This window comes from Curtobacterium sp. AC273, assembly GCF_979253735.1.
The window spans coordinates 64,796-87,009 of sequence record NZ_CEEDDU010000014.1 but is presented as its reverse complement, the minus strand read 5'-3'; the positions used below and the strand labels follow the sequence as shown (position 1 = coordinate 87,009).

Sequence of the window (22,214 nt, the reverse complement as noted above, 5' to 3'; positions counted from 1 at the left end):
GCCGAGACTACCAGGCCGGACTTACCAGCGGTAGTGGGCGAAGGCCTTGTTCGACTCGGCCATCTTGTGCGTGTCCTCGCGGCGCTTGACCGCGGCACCGAGACCGTTCGACGCGTCGAGGATCTCGTTCATGAGACGCTCGGTCATCGTCTTCTCGCGACGGGCCTTGGCGTACGAGGTGAGCCAGCGGAGCGCGAGGGTGTTCGCGCGGTGCGGCTTGACCTCGACCGGCACCTGGTAGGTCGAGCCACCGACGCGGCGGCTGCGGACCTCGAGGGTCGGACGGACGTTGTCGAGCGCCTTCTTGAGCGTCACGACGGCGTCCTGCTGGTTCTTGGCGGTGACCCCTTCGAGTGCGTCGTAGACGATGCGCTCGGCGAGGCCCTTCTTGCCGTCCAGCAGGATCTTGTTCACGAGTTGGGAGACGATCGGTGCGCCGTAGACGGGGTCTGCGACGACGGGACGCTTGGGGGCGGGACCTTACGAGGCATTGGCTCAACCCTTCTTCGCGCCGTAGCGGCTACGTGCCTGCTTACGGTTCTTCACGGCCTGCGTGTCGAGCGCGCCGCGGATGATCTTGTAGCGGACACCGGGGAGGTCCTTCACACGACCGCCACGGACGAGCACCATCGAGTGCTCCTGGAGGTTGTGGCCCTCACCGGGGATGTAGGCCGTGACCTCGGTACCGTTCGAGAGCTTCACACGAGCGACCTTGCGCAGTGCCGAGTTCGGCTTCTTGGGGGTGGTGGTGTAGACGCGGGTGCACACACCACGCTGCTGGGGTTCGCCTTCAGTGCCGGCGCCTTGGTCTTGGTGACCTTCGGCGAACGACCCTTGCGAACGAGCTGCTGAATAGTAGGCAACTGTTCTCCTGGTCCTGCTCGTGCTCTCTGGCCGACGCGGTCCGCCGGCTTCCTCGTCCCACGCTGATCACCGCCCTGACGGCGGACGACGAGTGGGGGACGGATTCCGGCCGACCGAGGGTCGATACCGGTTTTTTCGGGCGCGCCTTAGGGCGCACACCCGAAGAGACTACCCGCGTCACACAGTGAAATCAATCCGGGCGCGTCGCCCTGGAGGCCCGTGGTGACCGCCCTGGGCGAACACCCGCCGTGCGGGTGCGCACCCTGCGCGCGGGGCGCGACGCCGAGACGGTTCCGCGCGTCGGCGCGGCGCCCGCCACCCGCGCGACCGGGCCGTGACCACGCGGGCGGGCGAGGTGCGTGGCGGGGACGAGCCGCGCCTCCAGGCCGGAGTGATCCGCCGGGTGGCGGACCGTCAGGATCCCGTGTCGGTCGAACCGTTGCCGATCGCGGACCGGAACGTGGCGCCCTGGTCGGTGAAGCCGGTGATGTACCCGCTCGCGTTGACGTTCATCGGACCGGCCGAAGCCGTCCGACGCCCACCGGACCGGAGATGTCCGCGGTGAACGTGGCGCGGCCGAACGTCGTCGTGGTGACGAGCCAGCCGGACGAGACCCAGCCGCCGATCGAGACGGCCGGACGGGTCTCGAGGGTCCACTTCTGGTTCGTGTAGGTGTAGGCCGGGTCCTCGCCGTAGGCGTAGAAGCTGCAGCCCTTCGGCGACGCGTCGGTCGAGGCGATGCAGCCGTTCACCCAGGCGTCCACCGCGGCCTTGGCCGACTGCTCGCCGGCTGCCGTCAGCTTCGTCGTCATCGACACCGGCGTCGAGACCTCGCCACCGAAGCCCGCGACCGTCGCCTTCGAGCCGTCCGCCTCGAACCACTTGCCGCCGTCGAGTGCGACGTCGTACGTGCCGGGCAGCGCCGGGAGCTCGGCCGTGCCGTCCTTCGCGGTCGTGACCGACTGGCCGGCGACGGTCACCTTCGCACCCGACGGCCCGCGGACACTGACGTCCACCGTGCCGAGCTTCGGCGCCTGGAGTTCCCAGACCGGGAACACACCCCAATCGGTGCCGGTCTTGTCGAGCGTGAACGTCGTCGAGACGTCGCGGCCGTCCTGCTTGAGGTAAGCGGGTGACCGTCGCGGTGTCACCGTCGTCACGGGTGGCCGCGATCCGGTACCCCGTGACGCGCCCGGTCGCCTTCCTGTACGCCGCTTCCGTGAGGAGGACGTCGTCCTTGTCGTGCTCGATGCCGGCCGCCTGCAGCGCGTCGTCGACCTTGCCGGCCGTCAGGTCGTCGAGGAACGCCCGCACCGGACGATCCGCCGAGTGCGAGGCCGTACCGACCGAGTAGCCGACGATCCCCGCGACGGCGAGCAGCACGATCGCCGTGCCGCCGGCGATGATGCCGATGAGGGCGCCGCGGCGGAGCTTGCGGCGAGGGCGGGGTGCCGGTGCCGCGGCGGACGCCGGTGCCGAGTGCGCTGCGTCCAGCAGTGCCCCGGGCGTGCCGCTGATCGTGTCGACGGTCGGGACGGCTCCCCAGCCGTCGGGCTCGTGCTGGTCGGTCATCGGTCCCCCGTCGTGGTGCTGGTGTCGCTGCCGGAAGCCTACCGCCGGGCTCCGTCATCGCTCGTGCTCGTGGTCGTCGTCGGGGCCCCCGGGGTCTTCGCCTGGTGCCGCGCCGCCGCGATGCCGCCGACCACGCAGAGCAGGACCACCACCACCGGAGCCCACGACGAACGGACCGAGGGCGTAGCCCGCCGGGAAGACCAGCAGCTCGGTGAGGTCCGACCGGACCAGGGCGTACCCGACCGCCCCGACGCCGAGCATCACGAGGTACGCGGTCGCCGCGGCGACCGAGGCCGGTGACGCCGGGGTTGCCGTCACGGGCGCCGACCGCCGTCGCGAGGAAGACCACGGTCGCGCCGCCGAGCACCATCGCCGGCCCGAGGTACGGGGTGGCGTCGGGCTGCGAGATGACCTCGACGTCGGCGAGCAGGGCTTCGAAGCCCGTCACCGCGATGACGAGCGCGATGAAGAGCACCGACGTCATCGTCGCGATCAACCACCGGGACATGCGGCGATCGTATCGCTGGGAGCGTCAGGCGCGGGTGGAGTCCGCGCGGCGCGGCTCGTCGGCGTGGTCGTCGTCCTCGGCGCGTGCTGCTCGGTCCTGGCGGTCGGCCTGGTCCTGGGCTGCCGCCACGAGGGCGAGCGCGATCGTCGCGGTGATGACGGGGATGGACTCGGTCATCGGGGCGGCGGCGGTCGTCGCTTCCGCCGTTGCTTCGGTCGTCGCGTCTGCCGTGTCGGCCGTCGCGTCCGTCGCGTACGCCACTGCCTGGAGGCCCGGGGCTGCGTCCGCCTCGTCGGTCACGTCCGGCTCGTGGTCGCGCAGCGCCGGCCCGACGATGGGCAGGACCGCGGTCGTCGCCGGCGGCTCGGCGTGCAGGACCGGCTGCTCGGAGTCGATCGGCGCGCCGTGCTCGGCGGCGCGCTTCGCCACGCGGCGGGCCTTCGCCATCTTCGCCAGGACGACCACCGCGACGATCGCCCAGATGCCGTTCACGATCGTCGACGAGGATCGCGTGGTGCGCCGCGACGTTGACCGCGACCGCGAAGGCCTCCGACGAGGTTGAACAGTTGGTAGACGGGGCCGTTCGGCAGCTTGCCCGTCGAGAAGAGAATGTAACCTGCAAGAACGGTTACGGCTCCGAACCAGCCGAGGAACTCCACGATTCCGTACAACACGCGCGACTCCGGGCACGACGACGAACGGCCGATTCGAGCCGACCGTTCGAGAGGGTGTGAGCAGCCGCGAGTGCGGCGTCAGGAACATCGTACGCACAGCGACAGGCGTCGCGGAAGAGGGCTCGGCGTGGCGTGGGGGACCCCAGTCGGAGGGGTGTTCCGCGGGGGTGGATCAGCCGTTGTTCGGGGTGCTGCTCGTCGGCCCGGACGACCGGTCGAGAACGTAGATCGACCCGCCGAACGTCCAGGTCGAGCTGCCGGTGGCGGCGCCGTCGTCCCCGCTCTTCTCGGCGGACGAGATCGTCGTGATCAGGAAGAGCCGCTGGCCCGCCTGCACGCCCTTGACGAAGGTGAGCGCCTGATCGAACGTGCCGTCGACGGCCACGGTCACCGGGATCACGGAGAGGTTCTGGCTCGTGATGGTCGGGTCCGTGACGATGCTCGGTGCCACGGGCGCCACCGGCGCAGCCGCAGTCGACGTCGCCGGAGCGGCCGGTTCCGCCGTCGCACTCGCGGACGCCTCGTCAGTGGCGGGCTCCGCCGAGACCGCCGGCGAGTAGGCGGTTGCATCGCTCGCGGTGAAGGACGAGACCTGCATGCCAGACGCCGCCGCGATCGTGTTCAGCTCGTCGATGAACGACGAGACGCTGGCGGAGTCCGGCACCGACGCGGACAACGCGGTCAAGGTCCTCCGCATCGCCGGGGAGTTCGGCGGCCCGTGTCTTCAGCCGCGCGAGTTCGCCCCGGCTGGCGTCGTTCGACTGACTCACCGTCTCGGTCTGGGCGTGTGCCGCCGCAGTCTGCGTGAGCTGCGGTTGGACCGCGAGGAAGAACCCTCCGACGGCCACGATCGCCATCGCGAGGACGGCGAGCAGGAGACTGAGCCGGTTCCGGGACATCGATCAGCCCTTCTTCGCGTCGGCGGCGTACTTGCCGTCCAACGCCTTCTCGTTCAGGTGGATGGTCATGTTGACCGCGTACCCGCTGCCGTCGTCCGCGCGGGCGACCGAGTTGGCGTTGGCATCGACGAAACCCCGGACACCTCCGACGGCCGTGAGCCAGTCGGGGACGGACGGGAGTTCGGCGCTCTTCGCGTCGAACGTCAGCGTCGCGATGCGCTGCCCCTGGAGCGGGTCGTCCGACTGCGCGTACACCTCGGTCGCCGACGCGGAGTCCACCGTGACACCGGTGATCTGCACTCCGGCCGGCAGCTTGGAGCGCACGGACTGCAGCGTGGCCGACCAGTCGATCTCCGTCGACCCCGACCTCCTGCGCCGCTTCGAGGAGCGTGCTCTCCGCCTCGGTGCTCCTGACGTCGCGGTACTGACCCTGCTGTTGGAGGAGAGTCGTCGTCTCGCTCTGCGCCGCGGTCAGGTCCTGCTCGGCGGACATCCGGTCCATCGTCGCCCACGCAGCGACGAGGCCGACACCGACCGCCACCACGACCACGCCGGCCCAGGCGCGTCGCACCGTCCCGCGCTGGCGACGATTCGTGTGGACCTCAGCCGGCAGCAGGTCGACGCGCGGCGCCCCGCCGATCACCAGGGCACGGTCCCCTTCGGTTCGTCCGCTGTCGGACGTCGCGGGGCGCAGTCGCCGCGGTCCGGCCGGCCTTCGGGTTACGCCGACGGTTCTTCGCCGGCTTCTCGAGTGTCTCGGTCATGCTGCACGGCCTCCGACCGCGAGGCTCCAGGCGACGGAGATCGACGCCGATCGTTCGCGGAGCAGTTCCGGGGTGACACCGCGTGCGGTGCGAGCCGACACGAACGGGTCACCGAGCGCAACGGGGAGGCCCGATACGTCACCGAGGCCCTCCCGGAAGCCCGGGAGCATCGCACCACCACCGACGAGCACGATGCCGCGGACCGCCTCGTCGGGACGCGTGTTCGCGTAGTAGGTGACGGTGTTCCTGATGCTCGTCATCAGCTCGTTCACGGTCTCCCGCGTCACGGCGAGGGCGCGAGCATCGTCCAGGGTCCGGGTCGTGCCGACGATCCCGAAGTGACGCTTCACGGCTTCCGCCTCGGCCGGAGGGATCTCGAGCCGGGTCGCGATGGTCCTGGTCACGTCGTCGCCGCCGGTCGGGATGATGCGGACGAACTGCGGAACGCCGTCGTGGGCGATGACGACCGACGTGGTGTTCCCGCCGCAGTCGACGATCGCGACGGTTCCGGCTCCTGCGATACGAGGCGCGAGGACGCGTGTGAGTGCGAACGGGATCAGGTCGACACCGACCGGGTTCAGGCCCGCCAGCTCAGCTGCGCGGACGTTCGCCAGCACGGCGTCCTTGATCGCAGCGACGAGCAGCCCGTGCACGACGGGCCCGCCGTCTCCCTCTCCCTCGCGGGTCGGGTAGAAGTCGAGGATCGCATCGACGACCGGAACCGGGAGCATGTCCTGCACCTGGAACGGGAGCGATTCCCGGATCTGCGCGAGCGGCGCCCTCGGTACCGTGAGGTCACGGGAGAGCACCCGCTGGTTGCCCATGCCCAGGACGACGTCCTTGGTTCGGAACCGACCGATGGACCACAGCTCTCGGAAGGCCGTCGCGACGGTGTTGGCCTCGAGCACCTCGCCGTGCTTCGTGGCGTCCTTCGGGACCGGCACCTCGGCGACGCGGACGATGGTCGGCTGCGCCTTGTCGGCGTCGGCGACCTCGACCGCACGGATCGCTTCCGCACCGATGTCGATGCCGACGATGTTCTTCGCCATGTCGTGTTCCTTCTGGTCGCGCGGGCAGCTGGTGGTGAGGGCGGTCCGTCAGACGAGACCGAGTAGGCGGAGGTACGCGTCCCAGATCGGGGTGCCGACGAATGCCCCCACCCACGCACCGAGGAGCATCCACGGTCCGAACGGGATACCGGTCGATCGACCGGCTCGTCGGACGAGGAGCAGGACGATGCCGAAGGTACCTCCGAGGAGGAAGGCTCCGAAAGCACCCACAGCGAGGGTCCCCATCCGAGGTACGCGAGCACGAAGCCCAGCGCGCCGGCGAGCTTGACGTCGCCGAAACCCATTCCCCGGGGCACCGCGAGCGCGAGGACCAGGTACACACCTCCGAGCACGAGCAGCCCGATCACCGCACGCAGCAGCGCCACCCAGTCGCCGGTGAGGATCGTCGCGACGGCGAGCAGGCCGGCGAGTACCGGGTACATCGGGATCACGATCCGGTTCGGGAGGGTCTGCGTGTCGAGGTCGATGAGGGTCAGGGCGACACTCACCGCCATGAGGTAGAGCAAAGTGACGATCAGGACGAGGTGCCCCGCGAAGACAGCGCCGGTCGTCCCAGCGTCCGGGAGGAACCGGATACCGACCACGAGGAACAAGACCGCCGTCACCGCCTCGACGAGCGGGTAGCGCGCCGAGATCGGCTCACTGCAGTCGCGGCAGCGCCCTCGGAGCGCGAGCCACGAGAGGACGGGGACGTTGTCGACCCCTCGGATCGCTCTGCCGCACTTCGGGCAGGCCGAAGCCGGGGCGACGACCGACATCCCAGCGGGCACGCGGTACACGACGACGTTGAGGAAGGACCCGACGGCGAGGCCGAACACGCCCCCGAACGCTGCGAGCAGCGCCGCCAGGGTCATCGACTCACTCATCACGAGATCGCCGCTCCGCTCGCGTCGTACGCGGTCTTGGACTCGACCTGCGTCGCAACCCGGTAGGTGGTCACCGTCGGCTGGGGGAACTTCGGCGGCGTGTAGGTCGCCAAGCTCGAGTCGAACGTGTACGCCTTCGTGTAGCCCTGTCCGCTGGCCAGCCCGACGGCTCCGCGGAAGTTCTGTGCGATCGAGCCGCTCACAGTGAGCGTGCCACGACCCGCCGACGACCCACGGGTCCAGTTCTGCACCACGAAGGTCCCGTTGTTCGAGAGGATCGCTGCGTCGATCTCGCGGTCCGCCGACAGGATGGCGCTGTTGTTGGAGTTGATCGGGTTCCACACCCACACGGCGCGCTGGCCGATCAGACCGAGCACGGTCGACGCGCTGCGACTCGCCGGGTACTCGATGTCGCCTGTGACGTAGAGGTAGTTCTCCGCAGCGATGGTCACAGCCTTGTCGACGGTGCCCTGGACGAAGGCGTCGCCGCGGTCGCAGGCGTACGGAGCGGTCACCTTCGTTCCGTCACCTGCCGTGGGGTCCGTCTCCGAGTTGGAAGCGGACGACCCGACGTACGGGAACCCGACACCGTTCGGCTTGAAGTTCGTGGCGGTGCTGGCGTTCGCGGTCGCGTCGCAGGCCGTCGCGACGTTCTTGAGCGTCGAGTTGCCCTTCCAGTAGTTGGGATCCTGGACAGCCCCACTCGCCCGCGCACTCGGCTCGTTCTGGACGAAGATGAGGTTGTTCTTCGGGATGGCCACCCGAGCTCCGTTGGAACTCCGCAGGTCGGTGGGCGCTCCGCACTTCGACGCGGCAGCGGCGGAGTCCTGGTTCACGCCGGTGATCGACGCTCCCGGCGTCGCGGTTGCCCCGGTGACCTGCGTGGCGATCGTCAACGGCGAGCGCACGGTCATCGTGCCGTCACCGTTGAAGGTGATCTTCGTCGGGCCGGTGTAGAGGCACCCCGCCCCCTCGACGGTGCTGGTGGTGGACGTCAGGTCGGAGCGCGTGAAGTCCCGCAGGTCTCCGATCGTCGCCGGCGGCGTGAGCGTCGACGACGTCGTGGGGCTCGACGCGTACCGGCCGACGGAGCATCCGCTGCTGGAGACGCCGTACACGCTCTGCACCGTGCTCTTGAAACGTGCCCACACACCTTGATCTGGTCGTTCGAGCGCACCGGCCCTTCGAGCACGTCGCCGGAGCCGAACTGGATCTGGTCGCAGCTCGTGCTCGTCGCGACGGGACGGTAGGCCGAAGTGCAGGAGCTGGAGCTGAAGTTCGAGGCCTTCTCGTTCGTCACCGTCGGGTCACCCGACTCGTAGTTCGTGAAGTAGAGGTAGTTGGAGAAGCCGTCGGGCCGGACGTTCGCCACCACCGTGCGGGTGGTCGTTCCAGAACGCCCCGTGGACTGCAACCGGATCACGCCCTGGGACGAGAGCTTGCTGTTGTCGACGGCGTACCGGAACGAGGAGTCGCTCGCAGATCCGTCGCCGGTCGGAACCGACACCCACGGCTGCCCGGTCCGGTAGTTGAACGCGGGGTTGTCCCCCGGCCCCTTCGTGAAGGTGCTATTCGAGGTCGCGCTGAACGGTGCGCTCGACTGGCCGTAGTTGCCGTACGTGTTGTCGGCGTTGAGCCGGGACTGGTAGTCGGCCACGCCGGCGTACGCCGCAGCGATCGCGCGGTTCCAGGACCGGTCCGTCGAGGTGGCCGTCGCGCCCGACGTGGCGATGGCGACCATCGTCGCGACGAGGAGCATCACCACCGTGCCGATGCCGACCACGGCCACGAGGGCGATGCCCTGTTCGTCGTCACGCGCGCGTACTGCACGCAGCATCCGGATCACGAGGAGGCTCCCATCACGATGTTCGGCAGGCTCGCGGTGTTGGTCAGGGTCACGGCGTTCGGGTCCGTCGAACTGGCCCCGACCGTCATCGTGATGCTGACCGTGCGGATGTTGGGCAGGTCTGCGGCGGCGACCGGTGAGGTCGACGATCCGAGCGGGTTGTTGGAGGCGTCCCTGAAGGTGAAGGCGACGGTGTTCACCACAGAGGACGCGAGCGTCCGTCGTGACGTGGCGGTCGCCGACGGCGTGGGACCGGAGGCGAGGGGGAATGCGAAGTACGAGGAATTGCCCGACACCGCAGTTCCGTTCCACTTCGTCTCGGTGAGTCGTTTGGTCGTCGGGTCGAGGGTGAGCTGCACCTGGACCGGCTTCGAGAGCGTCGAGTCCAGGTTGACGTAGGCGAAGAAGCGGACGGACGTCGCGCTCGCGTACTGGAACGCGTACTGCGAGTCGTCGCCCGTCGGCACGGGATTGTCGGTCGCCGCGCGGAGGACTCGACCGATCTCGTTCATCGCGACGGACGCGGCACGGGTGTTCTGGCTGACCGACGCCGCCGTCACCGAAGCCTTCTGCGAGGCGACGAGGAACGAGCCGGCGATGGTGAGGACGATGAGCGACAGGCTCATGGCCACCAGGAGCTCGACCAGGGTGATGCCGCGCTCGTCGGAGCGAGCACGAGCAACCATTCGACGGACCGACGCGATCACGATGTCGGGACCGTCCGCGGATCGAGCGTCACGACGTTGCCGCTCGTCGAGACCTTGAGGTTCGTCACGTTCGGGTTCGACGACACCGTCTGCGAGTTCGTGCTCAAGACACCCAGGATGCTCGTCGTCCCCCGGAGCGTCCACGTTCCGAACGGCAGCGCGACCGCCGTCGCCGAGGCGGCAGACATCCCGGTGAAGTAGTACGTCGTCGACGGCGAGCAGCCCGGATCACCGTTCGGCACCGCCGCGGTGTTCTTGACCGTCGCGACCAGCACCGTGTCGAGTCCGCTCATCTTCACGTTGAACACGCCCATGGGCGCCCTCGCGGTCGCCGCGGTCGCGGTGGTCGGGTTGTAGCCCGGCGTGGATCCGTCGGAGGCGTTGAAGATGTTGGGCGACGTGGTCAGGTTCGCAGCAGTCGGCCACGCGGTCGGATCGACGCTCTTACAGTCCGCCGAATACCCGCCGGCGATCGCGGTCCACTGGTACGGGAAGAGCGTCGCGGACGTCGTCGAGACGATCCTCACCGAGTCGTCGTACCGGTAGGTCATCGGCATCGACGTCGGGAGCTTCGCCGCCACGCCGTCCTTGAGGTTCAGGGGCGGTCCGGCGGTCACCGTGACGCCCTGGTCGTAGAGGAAAGAAGCGCTGCCGACGCCGCCTGCTGTGGTGGCGACCGACGCGTCCGGCGAGGTGACACCGGCCTTGTCGACGTTGCCGGCTTTCGAGATCGACACCTTGTACGTACCCGGCGTCACCCCCACTGCGTAGCTGCAGCCGTTCGCATCAGTCGCGGCGGGCGGGTTGGACAGGCTCGTGGCGCCACCCGAAACAGGGGTGATCGTCACGGCGACTCCCGTGTTCGGGCCGCCGGTGGCGGTACGGACGCCGACGACGATCGTCGATGCCGTGGCGCTCGAGACCGCCGACGACGGAGCGATCAAGCTGTCGAGGACGACGTTCTTCTGGCGCGGGGACGTTCCGCTCGTCCACGAGACGGTGATCGCCACGCGCTTGTACGCGAGCGCTCCGGAGCCTGCGCCGCACGAGTTGTCGGAGCCGTCGGAGTTGATCCAGTTCGTGGTCTGCTTGATCGTGTAGTCCTGGTTGCCGACACGCTGCGACGACGTGTCGTCGTCCAGTGTGAAGACGTCCATGGTGCTCCGGGCCGCGTCGAGGGCCTGGTTGGCGAGGTTGAGTGCTGCCTCACGAGAGCGGTTGTCCTGGGTGAGGTACATCGTCGAGACGATCCCGGCGGCGACGCCGGCGGCGATCATCGCGAACACGGTCATCGCGACCATGACCTCGATGATCGAGAAGCCCTCATCGGACTCTCGCGCCGCGCGGGGGCGGTCGACGATGCGCAACAGCATGCTCAGCCTCTCTCGTGTGCGCGGCGGTCGTAGGTGGTGCAGAGACGGGCCGTGACGAAGGTCACGGCCCGTCTCTGGACCACTGTCAGCAGGTTGAGCCGTCAACCACGCCGGACGAGTCAGAGGCGCAGAAGGTCTTCCCGGTCGAGCTCGTCCCCACGACCTTGAACGTCGGGGAGGCAGTCGACGAACCCGCCGTCGTCGTGTAGACGAGAGGGTTGGTGTTGCCGCTGAGGCTCGCGCCGGCGCTCTTGAGATCGGCGGTGAGTGCAGTGCCGTTGGTACCGGTCCCGTAGGTCGCGGCAGCGGAAGTGAACCAGTCGACGACTGGATGGCCACGACGGCGGTCTTGAAGTTCGAGAGGTCCGACTTCGCGCTGGAGTCCTTCGCGTTGTTCTGGACGCCGAGGTACACCGGGATGGCGATCGCGGCGAGGATGCCGATGATGATCACGACGACGAGGAGCTCGATGAGCGTGAAGCCCTTTTCCTTGTCCTCGAGGAGGGCCTTGCGGCGAGCGTTGAGCTTGCCCATGAGAGCGAAGTACATGGTGGTTTCCATTCTTCTGGGATGCAATGGGGGTTTGTGCCGGGGACTGCTCCGCCGCCGCTGACAAGAGTATTCAGGGCGCTTTGTCGGCATAATCCCGAGAACGGGGTGATCGGGGGTGCGAAATGCCCCCAGTACCGGGGGTGGGCAAAGAGCTGACCACCCCCGTGAAGGGGTGGTCAGCTCTGGCAGCGCCCTACTTGACGAGCGACGAGATCTGGAAGATCGGCAAGTACAGCGCGACGATCATGCCGCCGACGACCACGCCGAGGAATCCGATGAGCAGCGGCTCGATCAGCGAGGTCAGCGCCTCGGTCGATGCCTCTACTTCATTGTCGTAGAACACGGCGATACGCTCGAGCATCAATTCCATGGATCCGGCGTCTTCACCGACCGCGATCATTTGCGCAACCATTGTCGGGAAGACTGTTTCCCGCTCGAGCGGGGCGGCGATCGATTCACCTTTTCGCACGGCTTCGGAAACTCGCCGCAATGCGCGCTCGACGACGAAGTTGTTGGACACTTGCCCGGCGATCTGCAGGGCTTCGAGGATCGGGACGCCGGCCCCGATCATGTTCGACAGGTTCCGAGCGAACCGAGCCATGACGATCTTGCGGTTGAGCTGTCCGAACACCGGCAGCCGGAGCTTGAGTGGATCGATGGCGCCGCGGACAGGATCCGTGTTCTTGTTCGCTCGCCACCAGAGCCACCCGAGGATGATCGCGACGGCGAGGACCGGTCCGACGTAGACCATCGCCTGCGAGAGCCAGACGAGCATCATCGTCGGCAGCGGCAGCTTGCCCTCCGAGGCTCGAGAACATGTTCTGGAAGATCGGCACGATGAACACGAGCATGATCACGACGGCGACCAGGGACATGCACAACACGACCACCGGGTACGTCATCGCCGACTTGATCGTCGCGCGGAGCTTGTGCTCCTTCTCGAAGTTCGTCGCGATCGAGTCCATCGCCTGATCGAGGAACCCACCCGTCTCCCCCGCCCGGATCATGTTGATCATGATCGGCGGGAAGTCCACCGGGTACTTCGCCACGGCATCCGAGAACGAGACACCGCGCTCGACGTCGTCGCGGACCTTGCCCAGGATGTCCTTGAGCTTCTTGTTCTCCGTCTGGTCGGACAGGATCGACAGCGCCTGGAGCAGCGAGAGCCCGGACGACAGCATGGTCGAGGCCTGCCGCGACATGATCGCCAGGTCCTTGAGGCCCACGCCCTTCTCGAACCCGGGGATCTTGATCTCGGTCTGCAACCCCGTGCCGGCCTTCGCCTCGGTGATGGCGATCGGCGAGACGCCCATCCCCCGCAACCGCTGGACGACGGCTCCCTCGGAGGACGCGTCGAGCCGCCCCTTCACGAGCTTGCCGGCGCCGTCGCGCCCTCGGTAGTCGTAGGCGAGCGACATCAGTGGCCTCCTGAGTACTTGTCGCCGAAGTCGATCTCGGACGCGGCGATGGCGGCGGCGGAGGAGTCGGACGGCGACTCGACGCGCTGCACGAGCCGGTCGAAGCCCTCGAGGTCGTGCACCTTCTCGAGCGCGGCCTTCCGCGTGATGGTGCCGACGTTGACGAGTTCGGCGAGGTCCTGGTCCATCGTGTGCATGCCCATGTCGCGCCCGGCCTGCATGGCCGAGGTGATCTGGTACGTCTTGCCCTCGCGCACGAGGTTCCCGATGGCCGGGGTGGTCTTCATGATCTCGGTCGCGACGACGCGGCCGGAGCCGTTGGCCTTCGGCACGAGGGTCTGGCAGACGACGCCTTCGAGGGTGGAGGCGAGCTGCGTCCGGATCTGTCCCTGCTGGTGCGGCGGGAAGACGTCGATGACGCGGTCGATCGTGCCCGGGGCGCTCTGCGTGTGCAGGGTCGCGAACACGAGGTGACCGGTCTCGGCGGCGGTGAGGGCGACGGAGATGGTCTCGAGGTCGCGGAGCTCACCGATCAGGATGACGTCGGGGTCCTGGCGGAGCACGTGCTTGAGGGCGGCGGCGAAGGAGGTGCGTGTCCGCACCGGACCTCGCGCTGGTTGATGATCGCCTTCTTGTGGTCGTGCATGAACTCGATCGGGTCCTCGACCGTCACGATGTGGTCGGCACGGGTCTCGTTGACCAGGTCGATGAGCGCCGCGAGGGTCGTCGACTTGCCGGAGCCGGTCGGTCCGGTGACGAGCACGAGCCCGCGGGGCAGCTTGGCGAACTCCACGTACTCGGGGATGCCGAGTTCCTTGAGGGTCTTGATCTTGGTGGGGATGATGCGGAACGCCGCGCCCCAGTTGCCGCGCTGCTGGTAGTAGTTCACGCGGAAGCGGTACTCCGGTGACAGCGAGTACGCGAAGTCGAGCTCCTGGTCGTGGTCGAACTGGCCGGCCTGCTCGACGGACAGCAGCGTCTTGAGCGCGGCGATCACCTTGTTGCGGGCCCACGGGCCGCCGGGGACGGCAGGCCGGAGCGACCCGTCGACGCGCACGGTGGGGGCGGCGTCCGCGGTGAGGTGCAGGTCGGACGCACCCTGGTAGACCACCTGCGCGAGCGCGGTGATGAGGTCGGGGTCCGCGACTTCGCGCGCGTGGCGCGTGAAGTTGATCTCGGCCTGACCGTCGGGTGCGGGCGCGTAGGTGGGTGCGTGGACGGCCTGGAGGACCGTGGTCGGGTCGGCGGGCACGACCGGCAGGTGCTGGGTCGCGGCGTCGGCGTACCCGTAGGACGCCGTCGACGGCGGGACGGCTGCGGGCGGCGTCGCGGGAGCGGCGTGCGGCTGCGCGACCGGCACGGCGACGGGGTCGCCGGTCGGGACGGGCCACGTCGCGGCCGGAGCCGGGACCGGGGCCGGGGCCGGGGCAGGCGGGGCCGGCCACGCGGCGGTGTCACTCGACAGGTCGTGGACCGGACCGGCCGGGGCGGTGGTGACCCGTGCCTCCAGGCCGGGCGAGGTCGGCTGCTGCGCCGCGGCGGCAGCGAGCCGCGCAGCACGACGGCCACCGACCTCGGTGCCCGGCCGTCCGGGGTGCCAGCCCGCGACGGGCTCGTCCCCGGGCACGGAGATGTCGTAGACGGAGTCAGTCATCGTTCCACTCCCACGCCTACGCGACCACGCGCAGGATCTCGTCGATGCTCGTCATGCCGAGCTTGACCTTCTCCCACCCGTCCTGGCGGAGGGTGAGCATGCCCTGCTGCTGGGCGACGCGGCTGATCTCGGCGCTCGAGGCCCGCGAGACCGCGAGGCGTTCGATCTCCTCGGTCACGGTCATGACCTCGTGCAGGGCGATGCGGCCGCGGTACCCGGTGTTCGAGCAGACGGCACAGCCGACGGGGCCGAAGAACTCGGACACGGCCGCGTCCTCGGACGCCACGAAGCCGAGCGCCACGAGCTGCGCCGGCGTGTACTGCGCCGGCGCCTTGCAGCGGTCGCAGAGCCGCCGGGCGAGACGCTGGGCGACGACGGAGTCGAGCGCGGAGCCGACCGAGGAACGGCTCGATGTCCATCTCGGTGAGCCGGGTGATCGCCGAGGGGGCGTCGTTCGTGTGCAGGGTCGAGAGCACGAGGTGGCCGGTGAGCGAGGCCTCGATCGCGATCTGCGCGGTCTCGTGGTCGCGGATCTCACCGAGGAGCACCACGTCGGGGTTGAGCGCAGGATCGAGCGGAGCGCCGACGCGAACGTCAGACCGGCCTTCGGATTGACCTGCACCTGGTTGATGCCGGCCATCCGGTACTCGACCGGGTCCTCGACGGTGATCACGTTGATCTCGGGCTTCGCGACGGCGTTGAGCGTCGTGTAGAGCGTCGTCGACTTGCCCGAACCGGTCGGCCCCGTGACCAGGATCATGCCGTAGGGCTTCGAGTAGGAGCGCTGGTACGCCTGGAAGTTCTGCTCGAGCAGGTTGGGGTCCTTGAGGGACATCGACGTGTTCGTGTTGTCGAGGATCCGCATGACGACCTTCTCGCCCCACACCGTGGGGAGGGTCGCGACACGGAGGTCGATCTGCCGACCGCCGTGGCGCACCGACATGCGGCCGTCCTGCGGCTTCCGACGCTCGGCGATGTCGATGTCGCTCATGATCTTCAGACGGCTGATGACGCCGTTCTGGATGTTCTTCGGCGCGGGCGCCATCTCGTGGAGCACGCCGTCGATGCGGTAGCGGACCCGGACCTCGTGCTCGCCGGGCTCGATGTGGATGTCGGACGCGTGGTCCTGGATGGCCTGCGAGACGAGCAGGTTCACGAAGCGGACGATCGGGACGTCGTCGAGGGCGCCGTCGGTCGGGTCGACCTGCTGCTGGGCCTGCGAGGACGCCTCTTCCTCGAGCGAGGAGGTCAGGTCGTTCAGCTCGTCGTCGGCACGCAGGTAGCGGTCGAGCGCGGCCGCGAGGTCGCGCTCCTCGACCTGGCAGCGGCTTCACCGGGCGGCCCGAGGCGGTGCGGGCGTCGTCGATCGCCAGGACGTTGGTGGGGTTCACCATGGCGAGGACGAGGACCTCGCCCTCGAACCCGACGCCGAGCACCCCGTGCCGACGGCAGAGCGCCGCGGGGAGCATCGACACCGCGGTGCCGTCGACCGGGTAGTCGGTCAGGGGCACGGTCTTGGAGTTGTGCGAGGCTGCGCGGGCGGTGATGTACTGCGCCTCGCTGACGAGCCCCTGGTCGACGAGCGATCGGATCGAACGGTCGTCGATCTCCTCGTCGCCGGTCATCGAGTCGAGGTACTCGATCGGCAGGGCTCCGTTGAGGATGAGGATCTCGGACAGCGTGGCCATGTGCCCCGGAGCCTCCTTCGGGTCGGGCGCGGGTCGTCGTGACGAGCGCCGCAGGGAATCGGCGCCCGACCACGCTACGTCCGCGCCGAAGGCCCCCCGCAGTCCCACAACGAGGGGGCGAGGGGGTGTCGGTGTCCCCAGTGCAGGGGTACCGGCCGGTACCGCCCCTCGGGCGGCCCCTCGTCAGAGGGGCGTCGAGGCCGTGACGTGCACCGCGCCCGCGACGAACCCGAGGCGCTCGTAGATGCGCCCCGCCCCGCTCGGGTTCTCGGCGTCGACGTGGAGCACCGCGGCCGACAGACCGTCGGCCCGGACGGCCCGCAGGACGGCGTCGGTGACGATCGGCGCGAGCCCCAGACCACGGGCACCGCGCACCACACCGACCCAGTGCACGTACCCGTACGAGCGCCCGCGGGCCGCGAAGCCGTCCGGGTCCACCTCGACGATGGCGAACGCCGCGATCGCACCGTCGGCGTCGAGCACCACGCGGGACAGGTCGAGCCGGCTCTTGGCCGCGGTGAGGAACCCGCGCCAGTCCGGCTCCACCATCGGCTGCGACCCCCAGTGGTCGCGGGAAGGCGTCGTTCTTGGCGATGCGCAACGGCTCGATGTCGTCCGCGGTGGCCGCCCGCACGACGAAGCCGTCGGGCAGCGCCGGGACGGCGTCCGTGGAACCGCCGGCGGCACCGTCGAGCACCGCTTCCATGTCGATCCAGTTGCGCGTCGGCTCGAACCCGAACCGTGCCGCGAGCCGCAGTGACGGAGCGCCGTCGGGAGCGCCGATCTCGATCGTCGCCGGCACGTCGACGTCGAGCGCCGCGAGCCGCTGGCGGGCGCGACCCACCTGCCACGCGAACACCCGTCGCCCGATCCCACGACCACGCAGCGCGGGGTGCACCGCCCCGTCGAGGACCGCGCGGGCGGCGGTGACCCGGGAGGGGACGTCGATGACGATGCCGTAGGCCTGCACATGCCCCTCATCGTCGACGCCGACGAGGGTGTCCCGCTCGACGTCCAGCCCCTCGGTGGACAGCGTCCGCTCGAAGTCCGCTGTGGAGGGATGCGCGTGGGGATCGTCCACGGCAGCCGCTGCGACCGCCACGGCGTGCACCGCCCCGAGGTCCTGTCGTGACCCGGCACGGAACGTCAGCCCACCGACCGGCATCGGGGGTTCGAGGTGGGCCGGGGCAGTGATCCGTTCGCGCAGCGTCGCCATCCGTCCACCCTGCCAGACCGGACTCACGCGCCAGACCGGATGGACGCACCGGACCCGGTGCACATGACGCGGCCGACGCGGAAACCCCTCGACGCGCGGGCACCACCCGGGACATGATGAGTCATGGACATCACGAGTGTGACCGTGGGGCTGCCCGTCACCGACATCGAGGCGTCCTGCCTCTGGTACGGCGCCGTGTTCGAACGTGCCGAGCCGGACCTCGAACCGGACGAGGGCATCGCCGAGTACGAGGTCGGCGGCATCTGGATCCAGCTCTACGAGGACGAGAACGCCGAGGAGAACCCGGTCAGCGTCCGCTTCGGCGTCGACGACGTCGCCGCCCAGCACGCACGCATCGGCTCCCTCGGCATCGACATCGGCCCGGTCGAGTGCGTCGACGGCGCCGTCGACTGGTTCGACGTCCGCGACCCCGACGGCAACGTCCTCAGCCTGTTCTCCCTGGTCGACGAGACCGGCCGCGGGTCCGGCCGCGACAACGGCGCCGACCGCGCGGTCTAGACGGCACCGGCTGACGGACTGGAGGCGCGTGGCGCCGCCGACCCGCGCCTCCAGGCCGTCACGTGGTGACGACACGACGAAGGCCCCGCCTCGCTTGCGGAGACGGGGCCTTCGTGGGATCACATCAGACTCAGTTGTAGGTGCCCGGCGTGAAGTCGTCCGACGAGAAGCTGTCGAAGTCGACGAAGCTCAGGTCGGCGTCCGAGAACGACGAGTCGTCCGCGAAGATGCGGTTCGGGTACCGCTCCGCCTTCGCTTCTTCCGTCGCGTTCACGTCCACGTCGCGGTACCGGCTGAGGCCCGTCCCGGCGGGGATGAGCTTCCCGATGATGACGTTCTCCTTGAGGCCGCCGAGGTGGTCCTGCTTGCCCTCCATGGCCGCCTGCGTGAGCACGCGGGTGGTCTCCTGGAAGGAAGCGGCGGACAGCCACGACTCGGTCGCGAGGGACGCCTTCGTGATGCCCATGACCTCCTGGCGAGCGGAAGCGGTCTTGCGACCCTCCTGCAGCGCCGCGCGGTTGAGCGCGTTGTACCGCGAACGGTCCACGAGCTCGCCCGGGAGCAGGTCGGTGTCGCCGTGGTCGACGACGGTGACCTTGCGGAGCATCTGGCGCACGATGACCTCGATGTGCTTGTCGTGGATCGGCACGCCCTGCGGGCCGTACACGTCCTGCACACCGTTGACGAGGTGCTTCTGGACCTCACGCACACCCTTGACCCGGAGGACTTCCTTCGGGTCCACGGTGCCGGCGATGAACTGCTCGCCGAGCTCGACGTGCTGGCCGTCCTCGATGAGGAGGGTCGCACGCTTGAGCACCGGGTAGATGAACGGCTCGTCGCCGTTGTCCGGCGTGAGGATGATGCGACGACCCTTGTCGGTGTCCTCGATCGTGGCGCGGCCGGGGGCCTCGGCGATCGGGGACGCGCCCTTCGGGGTCCGCGCCTCGAACAGCTCGGTGACACGCGGCAGACCCTGGGTGATGTCGTCGGCCGAGGCCGAACCACCCGTGTGGAAGGTACGCATCGTCAGCTGGGTACCGGGCTCACCGATGGACTGGGCGGCGATGATGCCGACCGCCTCGCCGATGTCGACGAGGTTGCCCGTGGCGAGCGAACGGCCGTAGCACTTCGCGCAGACACCGATGGCCGACTCGCGAGGTCAGGACCGAGCGCACCTTGATGCTCTCGACACCGGCAGCGAGCAGCTTCTCGAGGAGGACGTCACCGACGTCCTCAGCGAGCCTCGGCGACGACCGTGCCCTTTGCGTCCACGGCCTCGACGGCCAGGGTGCGGGAGTACACGGTGTTCTCGACGCGCGGGTCGCGGACCAGCTTGCCGTCGGCGCCCACGGTCGCGATCGGGAGCTCGAGGCCCCGGCTCGTGCCGCAGTCGTCCTCGCGGATGATGACGTCCTGCGAGGACGTCCACGAGACGACGGGTGAGGTACCCGGAGTCCGCGGTACGGAGCGCGGTGTCGGCAAGACCCTTGCAGAGCACCGTGCGTGGCGATGAAGTACTCCGCCACGGTCAGGCCCTCGCGGTACGAGTTGATGATCGGGCGGGCGATGATCTCGCCCTTCGGGTTGTTCACCAGACCACGCATACCGGCGATGTTGCGGACCTGCAACCAGTTACCACGAGCACCGGACGACACCATGCGGTTGATGGTGTTGTCGACCGGGAAGTTGTCACGCATCTCCTGCGCGATCTCGTTCGTGGCCTCGGTCCAGATCTTGATCAGGTCGGCGCGACGTTCCGCGTCGGTGATCAGACCCTTGTCGAACTCGCCCTGCACCTTGGCGGCCTGGATCTCGTAGCCCGCGATGATCTCCTTCTTGCGAGGAGGCGTCACGACGTCCGAGAGCGCGACGGTCACACCGGAGCGCGTGCCCCAGTAGAAGCCGGCGTCCTTGATCCGGTCCAGCGCGGCGGCCGTCTCGGTCTTGGAGTAGCGCTCTGCGAGGTCGTTGACGATCGCGGAGAGCACGCCCTTGTCCGTGACCTTCTGGACGAACGGGTAGTTCGTCGGGAGGGTCTCGTTGAAGAGCGCACGGCCGAGGGTCGTCTCGAGCAGCACCGGCTCGCCCTGCACGTAGCCCTCAGGGGCCTCGCCCTCGGCGAACCACACGTCGGACATGCGGATCTTGACGAGCGCGTTCAGGTGCAGGGTGTTCTGGTCCTTCGCGAGGATGGCCTCGGCGACGGAGGAGAACGCACGACCCTCACCCACGGCGCCCTCGCGGACGGTCGTGAGGTGGTGCAGACCGATGATCATGTCCTGTGCGGGCAGGGTCACCGGACGGCCGTCGGACGGCTTGAGGATGTTGTTCGAGGCGAGCATCAGGATGCGGGCCTCGGCCTGGGCCTCGACCGACAGCGGCAGGTGCACGGCCATCTGGTCGCCGTCGAAGTCCGCGTTGAACGCAGCACACACGAGCGGGTGGAGCTGGATGGCCTTGCCCTCGACGAGGCTGCGGCTCGAACGCCTGGATGCCCAGACGGTGCAGCGTCGGCGCACGGTTCAGCAGCACGGGGCGCTCGCGGATGATCTCCTCGAGCACGTCCCACACCTGCGGACGCGAACGCTCGACCATGCGCTTCGCCGACTTGATGTTCTGCGCGTGCGACAGGTCGATGAGGCGCTTGATGACGAACGGCTTGAAGAGCTCCAGCGCCATCTGCTTGGGCAGACCGCACTGGTGCAGCTTCAGCTGCGGGCCGACGATGATGACCGAACGGCCCGAGTAGTCGACGCGCTTGCCGAGCAGGTTCTGGCGGAAACGACCCTGCTTGCCCTTGAGCATGTCGCTCAGGGACTTCAGGGCGCGGTTGCCGGTACCCGTGACGGGACGACCACGACGACCGTTGTCGAACAGCGCGTCAACGGCTTCCTGCAGCATGCGCTTCTCGTTGTTCACGATGATCTCGGGGGCACCGAGGTCGAGCAGGCGGCGAGAGACGGTTGTTGCGGTTGATCACACGACGGTAGAGGTCGTTGAGGTCCGACGTGGCGAAACGGCCACCGTCGAGCTGCACCATCGGGCGGAGCTCCGGCGGGATGACCGGCACGACGCCGAGCACCATCGCTGCCGGCGAGTTGCCGGTGGCGAGGAAGGAGCTGACGACGCGCAGACGCTTGATCGCGCGGATCTTCTTCTGGCCCTTGCCCTCGGCGATCTGCAGGCGCAGTGCCTCGGCCTCGGCGGCCAGGTCGAACGCCTCGAGCCGCAGCTTGATCGCCTCGGCGCCCATGTAGGCGTCGAAGTAGATCCCGAAGCGGTCCTGGAGCTCGTGGAAGACGGCGTCCTCGGGCTTGAGGTCGCCCACCTTGAGGTTGCGGAAGTCCTCCCACACGCGCTCGAGACGGGTGATGTCCTCGTCGAACGACTTGCGGACCTGGGACATCTCCTTCTCGGCGGTGTCCTTGGTGCGGCGCTTGACGTCGGCCTTCGCACCTTCCTCTTCGAGCGCTGCCAGGTCGTCCTCGAGCTTCTTGAGGCGGTCGGCGATGATCGAGTCGCGCTGTCCCTCGAGGGTCTTGATCTCGAGACGCATCTCGTTCTCGAGACCCGGCATGTCCGCGTGACGGCCCTCTTCATCGATGTCGATGATCATGTACGCCGCGAAGTAGATGACCTTCTCGAGGTCCTTCGGCGCCATGTCGAGGAGGTACCCGAGGCGCGACGGGACGCCCTTGAAGTACCAGATGTGCGTGACGGGCGCGGCGAGCTCGATGTGGCCCATGCGCTCACGACGGACCGAGGACTTGGTGACCTCGACGCCGCAGCGCTCGCAGACGATGCCCTTGAACCGGACACGCTTGTACTTGCCGCAGGCGCACTCCCAGTCGCGGGACGGACCGAAGATCTGCTCGCCGAACAGACCATCCTTCTCGGGCTTGAGGGTGCGGTAGTTGATGGTCTCCGGCTTCTTGACCTCGCCGTACGACCACTGGCGGATGTCCTCGGCCGTGGCGAGGCCGATCCGCAGTGCGTCAAATGAAGTTGCTTCGAGCAATGTTCT

18 protein-coding genes and 5 pseudogenes are annotated in these 22,214 nt (G+C 68.6%); 2 read left to right on the top strand and 21 right to left on the bottom strand.

The features are described from left to right. Positions 1 to 21: 21 nt before the first annotated feature. The 20 genes and pseudogenes from rpsG to ACZ8AI_RS21495 all read right to left on the bottom strand — a co-directional run. Positions 22 to 480: pseudogene (gene rpsG / locus ACZ8AI_RS21590) on the bottom strand (30S ribosomal protein S7); the annotation flags it as partial. 15 nt (positions 481 to 495) lie between these two features. Further along, positions 496 to 863 (bottom strand): annotated as a pseudogene (gene rpsL, locus ACZ8AI_RS21585) (30S ribosomal protein S12). A 510-nt stretch (positions 864 to 1,373) separates the two neighbouring features. After that, positions 1,374 to 2,024 (bottom strand): hypothetical protein, encoded by a 651-nt coding sequence (locus tag ACZ8AI_RS21580; protein WP_464859802.1) that lies wholly within the window; start codon positions 2,022 to 2,024, stop codon positions 1,374 to 1,376. After that, the gene (locus tag ACZ8AI_RS21575; protein WP_464859801.1) at positions 2,021 to 2,944 is read right to left on the bottom strand and encodes a DUF6121 family protein; all 924 of its coding nucleotides are present in this window, start codon (positions 2,942 to 2,944) and stop codon (positions 2,021 to 2,023) included. Before ACZ8AI_RS21575 ends, ACZ8AI_RS21580 begins: the two co-directional genes overlap by 4 nt. Positions 2,945 to 2,968: 24 nt before the next feature. Continuing rightward, positions 2,969 to 3,436 carry a hypothetical protein gene (locus tag ACZ8AI_RS21570; protein ID WP_464859800.1) on the bottom strand — a complete coding sequence of 156 codons (468 nt, stop codon included), beginning with the start codon at positions 3,434 to 3,436 and terminating at the stop codon, positions 2,969 to 2,971. After that, the gene (locus tag ACZ8AI_RS21565; RefSeq protein WP_464859799.1) at positions 3,433 to 3,603 is read right to left on the bottom strand and encodes a hypothetical protein; all 171 of its coding nucleotides are present in this window, start codon (positions 3,601 to 3,603) and stop codon (positions 3,433 to 3,435) included. Before ACZ8AI_RS21565 ends, ACZ8AI_RS21570 begins: the two co-directional genes overlap by 4 nt. 187 nt (positions 3,604 to 3,790) lie before the next feature. Further along, on the bottom strand, positions 3,791 to 4,315 hold the full coding sequence (locus tag ACZ8AI_RS21560) for a hypothetical protein (RefSeq protein ID WP_464859798.1): 525 nt from the start codon (positions 4,313 to 4,315) through the stop codon (positions 3,791 to 3,793). A 205-nt stretch (positions 4,316 to 4,520) separates the two neighbouring features. Beyond that, positions 4,521 to 4,841: a hypothetical protein gene (locus tag ACZ8AI_RS21555; RefSeq protein WP_464859797.1), complete on the bottom strand. Its 321-nt coding sequence runs from the start codon at positions 4,839 to 4,841 to the stop codon at positions 4,521 to 4,523. Between the two features lie 436 nt (positions 4,842 to 5,277). Further along, entirely contained in the window at positions 5,278 to 6,330 is a 1,053-nt protein-coding gene (gene pilM / locus ACZ8AI_RS21550; RefSeq protein ID WP_464859796.1) for a type IV pilus assembly protein PilM, read from the bottom strand. A gap of 48 nt (positions 6,331 to 6,378) precedes the next feature. After that, positions 6,379 to 6,561 (bottom strand): hypothetical protein, encoded by a 183-nt coding sequence (locus ACZ8AI_RS21545; RefSeq protein WP_464859795.1) that lies wholly within the window; start codon positions 6,559 to 6,561, stop codon positions 6,379 to 6,381. Positions 6,562 to 6,641: 80 nt separating this feature from the next. Further along, positions 6,642 to 7,109: pseudogene (locus ACZ8AI_RS21540) on the bottom strand (prepilin peptidase); the annotation flags it as partial. Between the two features lie 107 nt (positions 7,110 to 7,216). Further along, a complete protein-coding gene (locus tag ACZ8AI_RS21535) occupies positions 7,217 to 8,335 on the bottom strand; it encodes a hypothetical protein (RefSeq protein WP_464859794.1) in 1,119 nt (372 codons plus the stop codon). Positions 8,336 to 9,059: 724 nt separating this feature from the next. Further along, positions 9,060 to 9,770, bottom strand: coding sequence for a PulJ/GspJ family protein (locus ACZ8AI_RS21530; RefSeq protein WP_464859793.1), 711 nt, complete (start codon positions 9,768 to 9,770; stop codon positions 9,060 to 9,062). Then, positions 9,767 to 11,692, bottom strand: coding sequence for a prepilin-type N-terminal cleavage/methylation domain-containing protein (locus ACZ8AI_RS21525; RefSeq protein ID WP_464859792.1), 1,926 nt, complete (start codon positions 11,690 to 11,692; stop codon positions 9,767 to 9,769). The genes ACZ8AI_RS21530 and ACZ8AI_RS21525 overlap by 4 nt, the downstream gene beginning before the upstream one ends. A gap of 196 nt (positions 11,693 to 11,888) precedes the next feature. Next, the gene (locus ACZ8AI_RS21520; RefSeq protein ID WP_464859791.1) at positions 11,889 to 12,266 is read right to left on the bottom strand and encodes a type II secretion system F family protein; all 378 of its coding nucleotides are present in this window, start codon (positions 12,264 to 12,266) and stop codon (positions 11,889 to 11,891) included. Beyond that, entirely contained in the window at positions 12,151 to 13,113 is a 963-nt protein-coding gene (locus ACZ8AI_RS21515) for a type II secretion system F family protein (protein WP_464859790.1), read from the bottom strand. The genes ACZ8AI_RS21520 and ACZ8AI_RS21515 overlap by 116 nt, the downstream gene beginning before the upstream one ends. Further along, positions 13,113 to 13,676, bottom strand: coding sequence for a type IV pilus twitching motility protein PilT (locus ACZ8AI_RS21510; protein WP_464859789.1), 564 nt, complete (start codon positions 13,674 to 13,676; stop codon positions 13,113 to 13,115). The genes ACZ8AI_RS21515 and ACZ8AI_RS21510 overlap by 1 nt, the downstream gene beginning before the upstream one ends. After that, positions 13,646 to 14,767 carry a type IV pilus twitching motility protein PilT gene (locus ACZ8AI_RS21505; protein WP_464859788.1) on the bottom strand — a complete coding sequence of 374 codons (1,122 nt, stop codon included), beginning with the start codon at positions 14,765 to 14,767 and terminating at the stop codon, positions 13,646 to 13,648. Before ACZ8AI_RS21505 ends, ACZ8AI_RS21510 begins: the two co-directional genes overlap by 31 nt. 16 nt (positions 14,768 to 14,783) lie before the next feature. Then, positions 14,784 to 16,455 (bottom strand): annotated as a pseudogene (locus tag ACZ8AI_RS21500) (GspE/PulE family protein). A gap of 183 nt (positions 16,456 to 16,638) precedes the next feature. Continuing rightward, on the bottom strand, positions 16,639 to 17,004 hold the full coding sequence (locus ACZ8AI_RS21495; RefSeq protein ID WP_464859787.1) for a GNAT family N-acetyltransferase: 366 nt from the start codon (positions 17,002 to 17,004) through the stop codon (positions 16,639 to 16,641). Positions 17,005 to 17,425: 421 nt separating this feature from the next. Here ACZ8AI_RS21495 and ACZ8AI_RS21490 point away from each other — a divergent pair, with 421 nt between their 5' ends. Together ACZ8AI_RS21490 and ACZ8AI_RS21485 are read left to right on the top strand one after the other, a co-directional pair. Further along, complete coding sequence (locus ACZ8AI_RS21490) at positions 17,426 to 17,587, top strand: hypothetical protein (protein ID WP_464859786.1); 162 nt, start codon at positions 17,426 to 17,428, stop codon at positions 17,585 to 17,587. 207 nt (positions 17,588 to 17,794) lie between these two features. After that, positions 17,795 to 18,190, top strand: a complete 396-nt coding sequence (locus ACZ8AI_RS21485) for a VOC family protein (RefSeq protein ID WP_071292565.1) — start codon at positions 17,795 to 17,797, stop codon at positions 18,188 to 18,190. Positions 18,191 to 18,320: 130 nt separating this feature from the next. Here ACZ8AI_RS21485 and rpoC read toward each other — a convergent pair. Next, a pseudogene (gene rpoC, locus ACZ8AI_RS21480) lies at positions 18,321 to 22,208 on the bottom strand (DNA-directed RNA polymerase subunit beta'). Positions 22,209 to 22,214 lie beyond the last annotated feature (6 nt).

Bases quoted from the DNA above. Each gene is read 5' to 3' on its own strand.
- ACZ8AI_RS21575 (WP_464859801.1), bottom strand. From the start codon at position 2,944: ATGTCCCGGTGGTTGATCGCGACGATGACGTCGGTGCTCTTCATCGCG.
- ACZ8AI_RS21560 (WP_464859798.1), bottom strand. From the start codon at position 4,315: ATGCGGAGGACCTTGACCGCGTTGTCCGCGTCGGTGCCGGACTCCGCC.
- pilM (WP_464859796.1), bottom strand. From the start codon at position 6,330: ATGGCGAAGAACATCGTCGGCATCGACATCGGTGCGGAAGCGATCCGT.
- ACZ8AI_RS21525 (WP_464859792.1), bottom strand. From the start codon at position 11,692: ATGTACTTCGCTCTCATGGGCAAGCTCAACGCTCGCCGCAAGGCCCTC.
- ACZ8AI_RS21520 (WP_464859791.1), bottom strand. From the start codon at position 12,266: ATGATCGGGGCCGGCGTCCCGATCCTCGAAGCCCTGCAGATCGCCGGG.
- ACZ8AI_RS21515 (WP_464859790.1), bottom strand. From the start codon at position 13,113: ATGTCGCTCGCCTACGACTACCGAGGGCGCGACGGCGCCGGCAAGCTC.
- ACZ8AI_RS21505 (WP_464859788.1), bottom strand. From the start codon at position 14,767: ATGACTGACTCCGTCTACGACATCTCCGTGCCCGGGGACGAGCCCGTC.
- ACZ8AI_RS21495 (WP_464859787.1), bottom strand. From the start codon at position 17,004: ATGGTGGAGCCGGACTGGCGCGGGTTCCTCACCGCGGCCAAGAGCCGG.
- ACZ8AI_RS21490 (WP_464859786.1), top strand. From the start codon at position 17,426: ATGCCCCTCATCGTCGACGCCGACGAGGGTGTCCCGCTCGACGTCCAG.
- ACZ8AI_RS21485 (WP_071292565.1), top strand. From the start codon at position 17,795: ATGGACATCACGAGTGTGACCGTGGGGCTGCCCGTCACCGACATCGAG.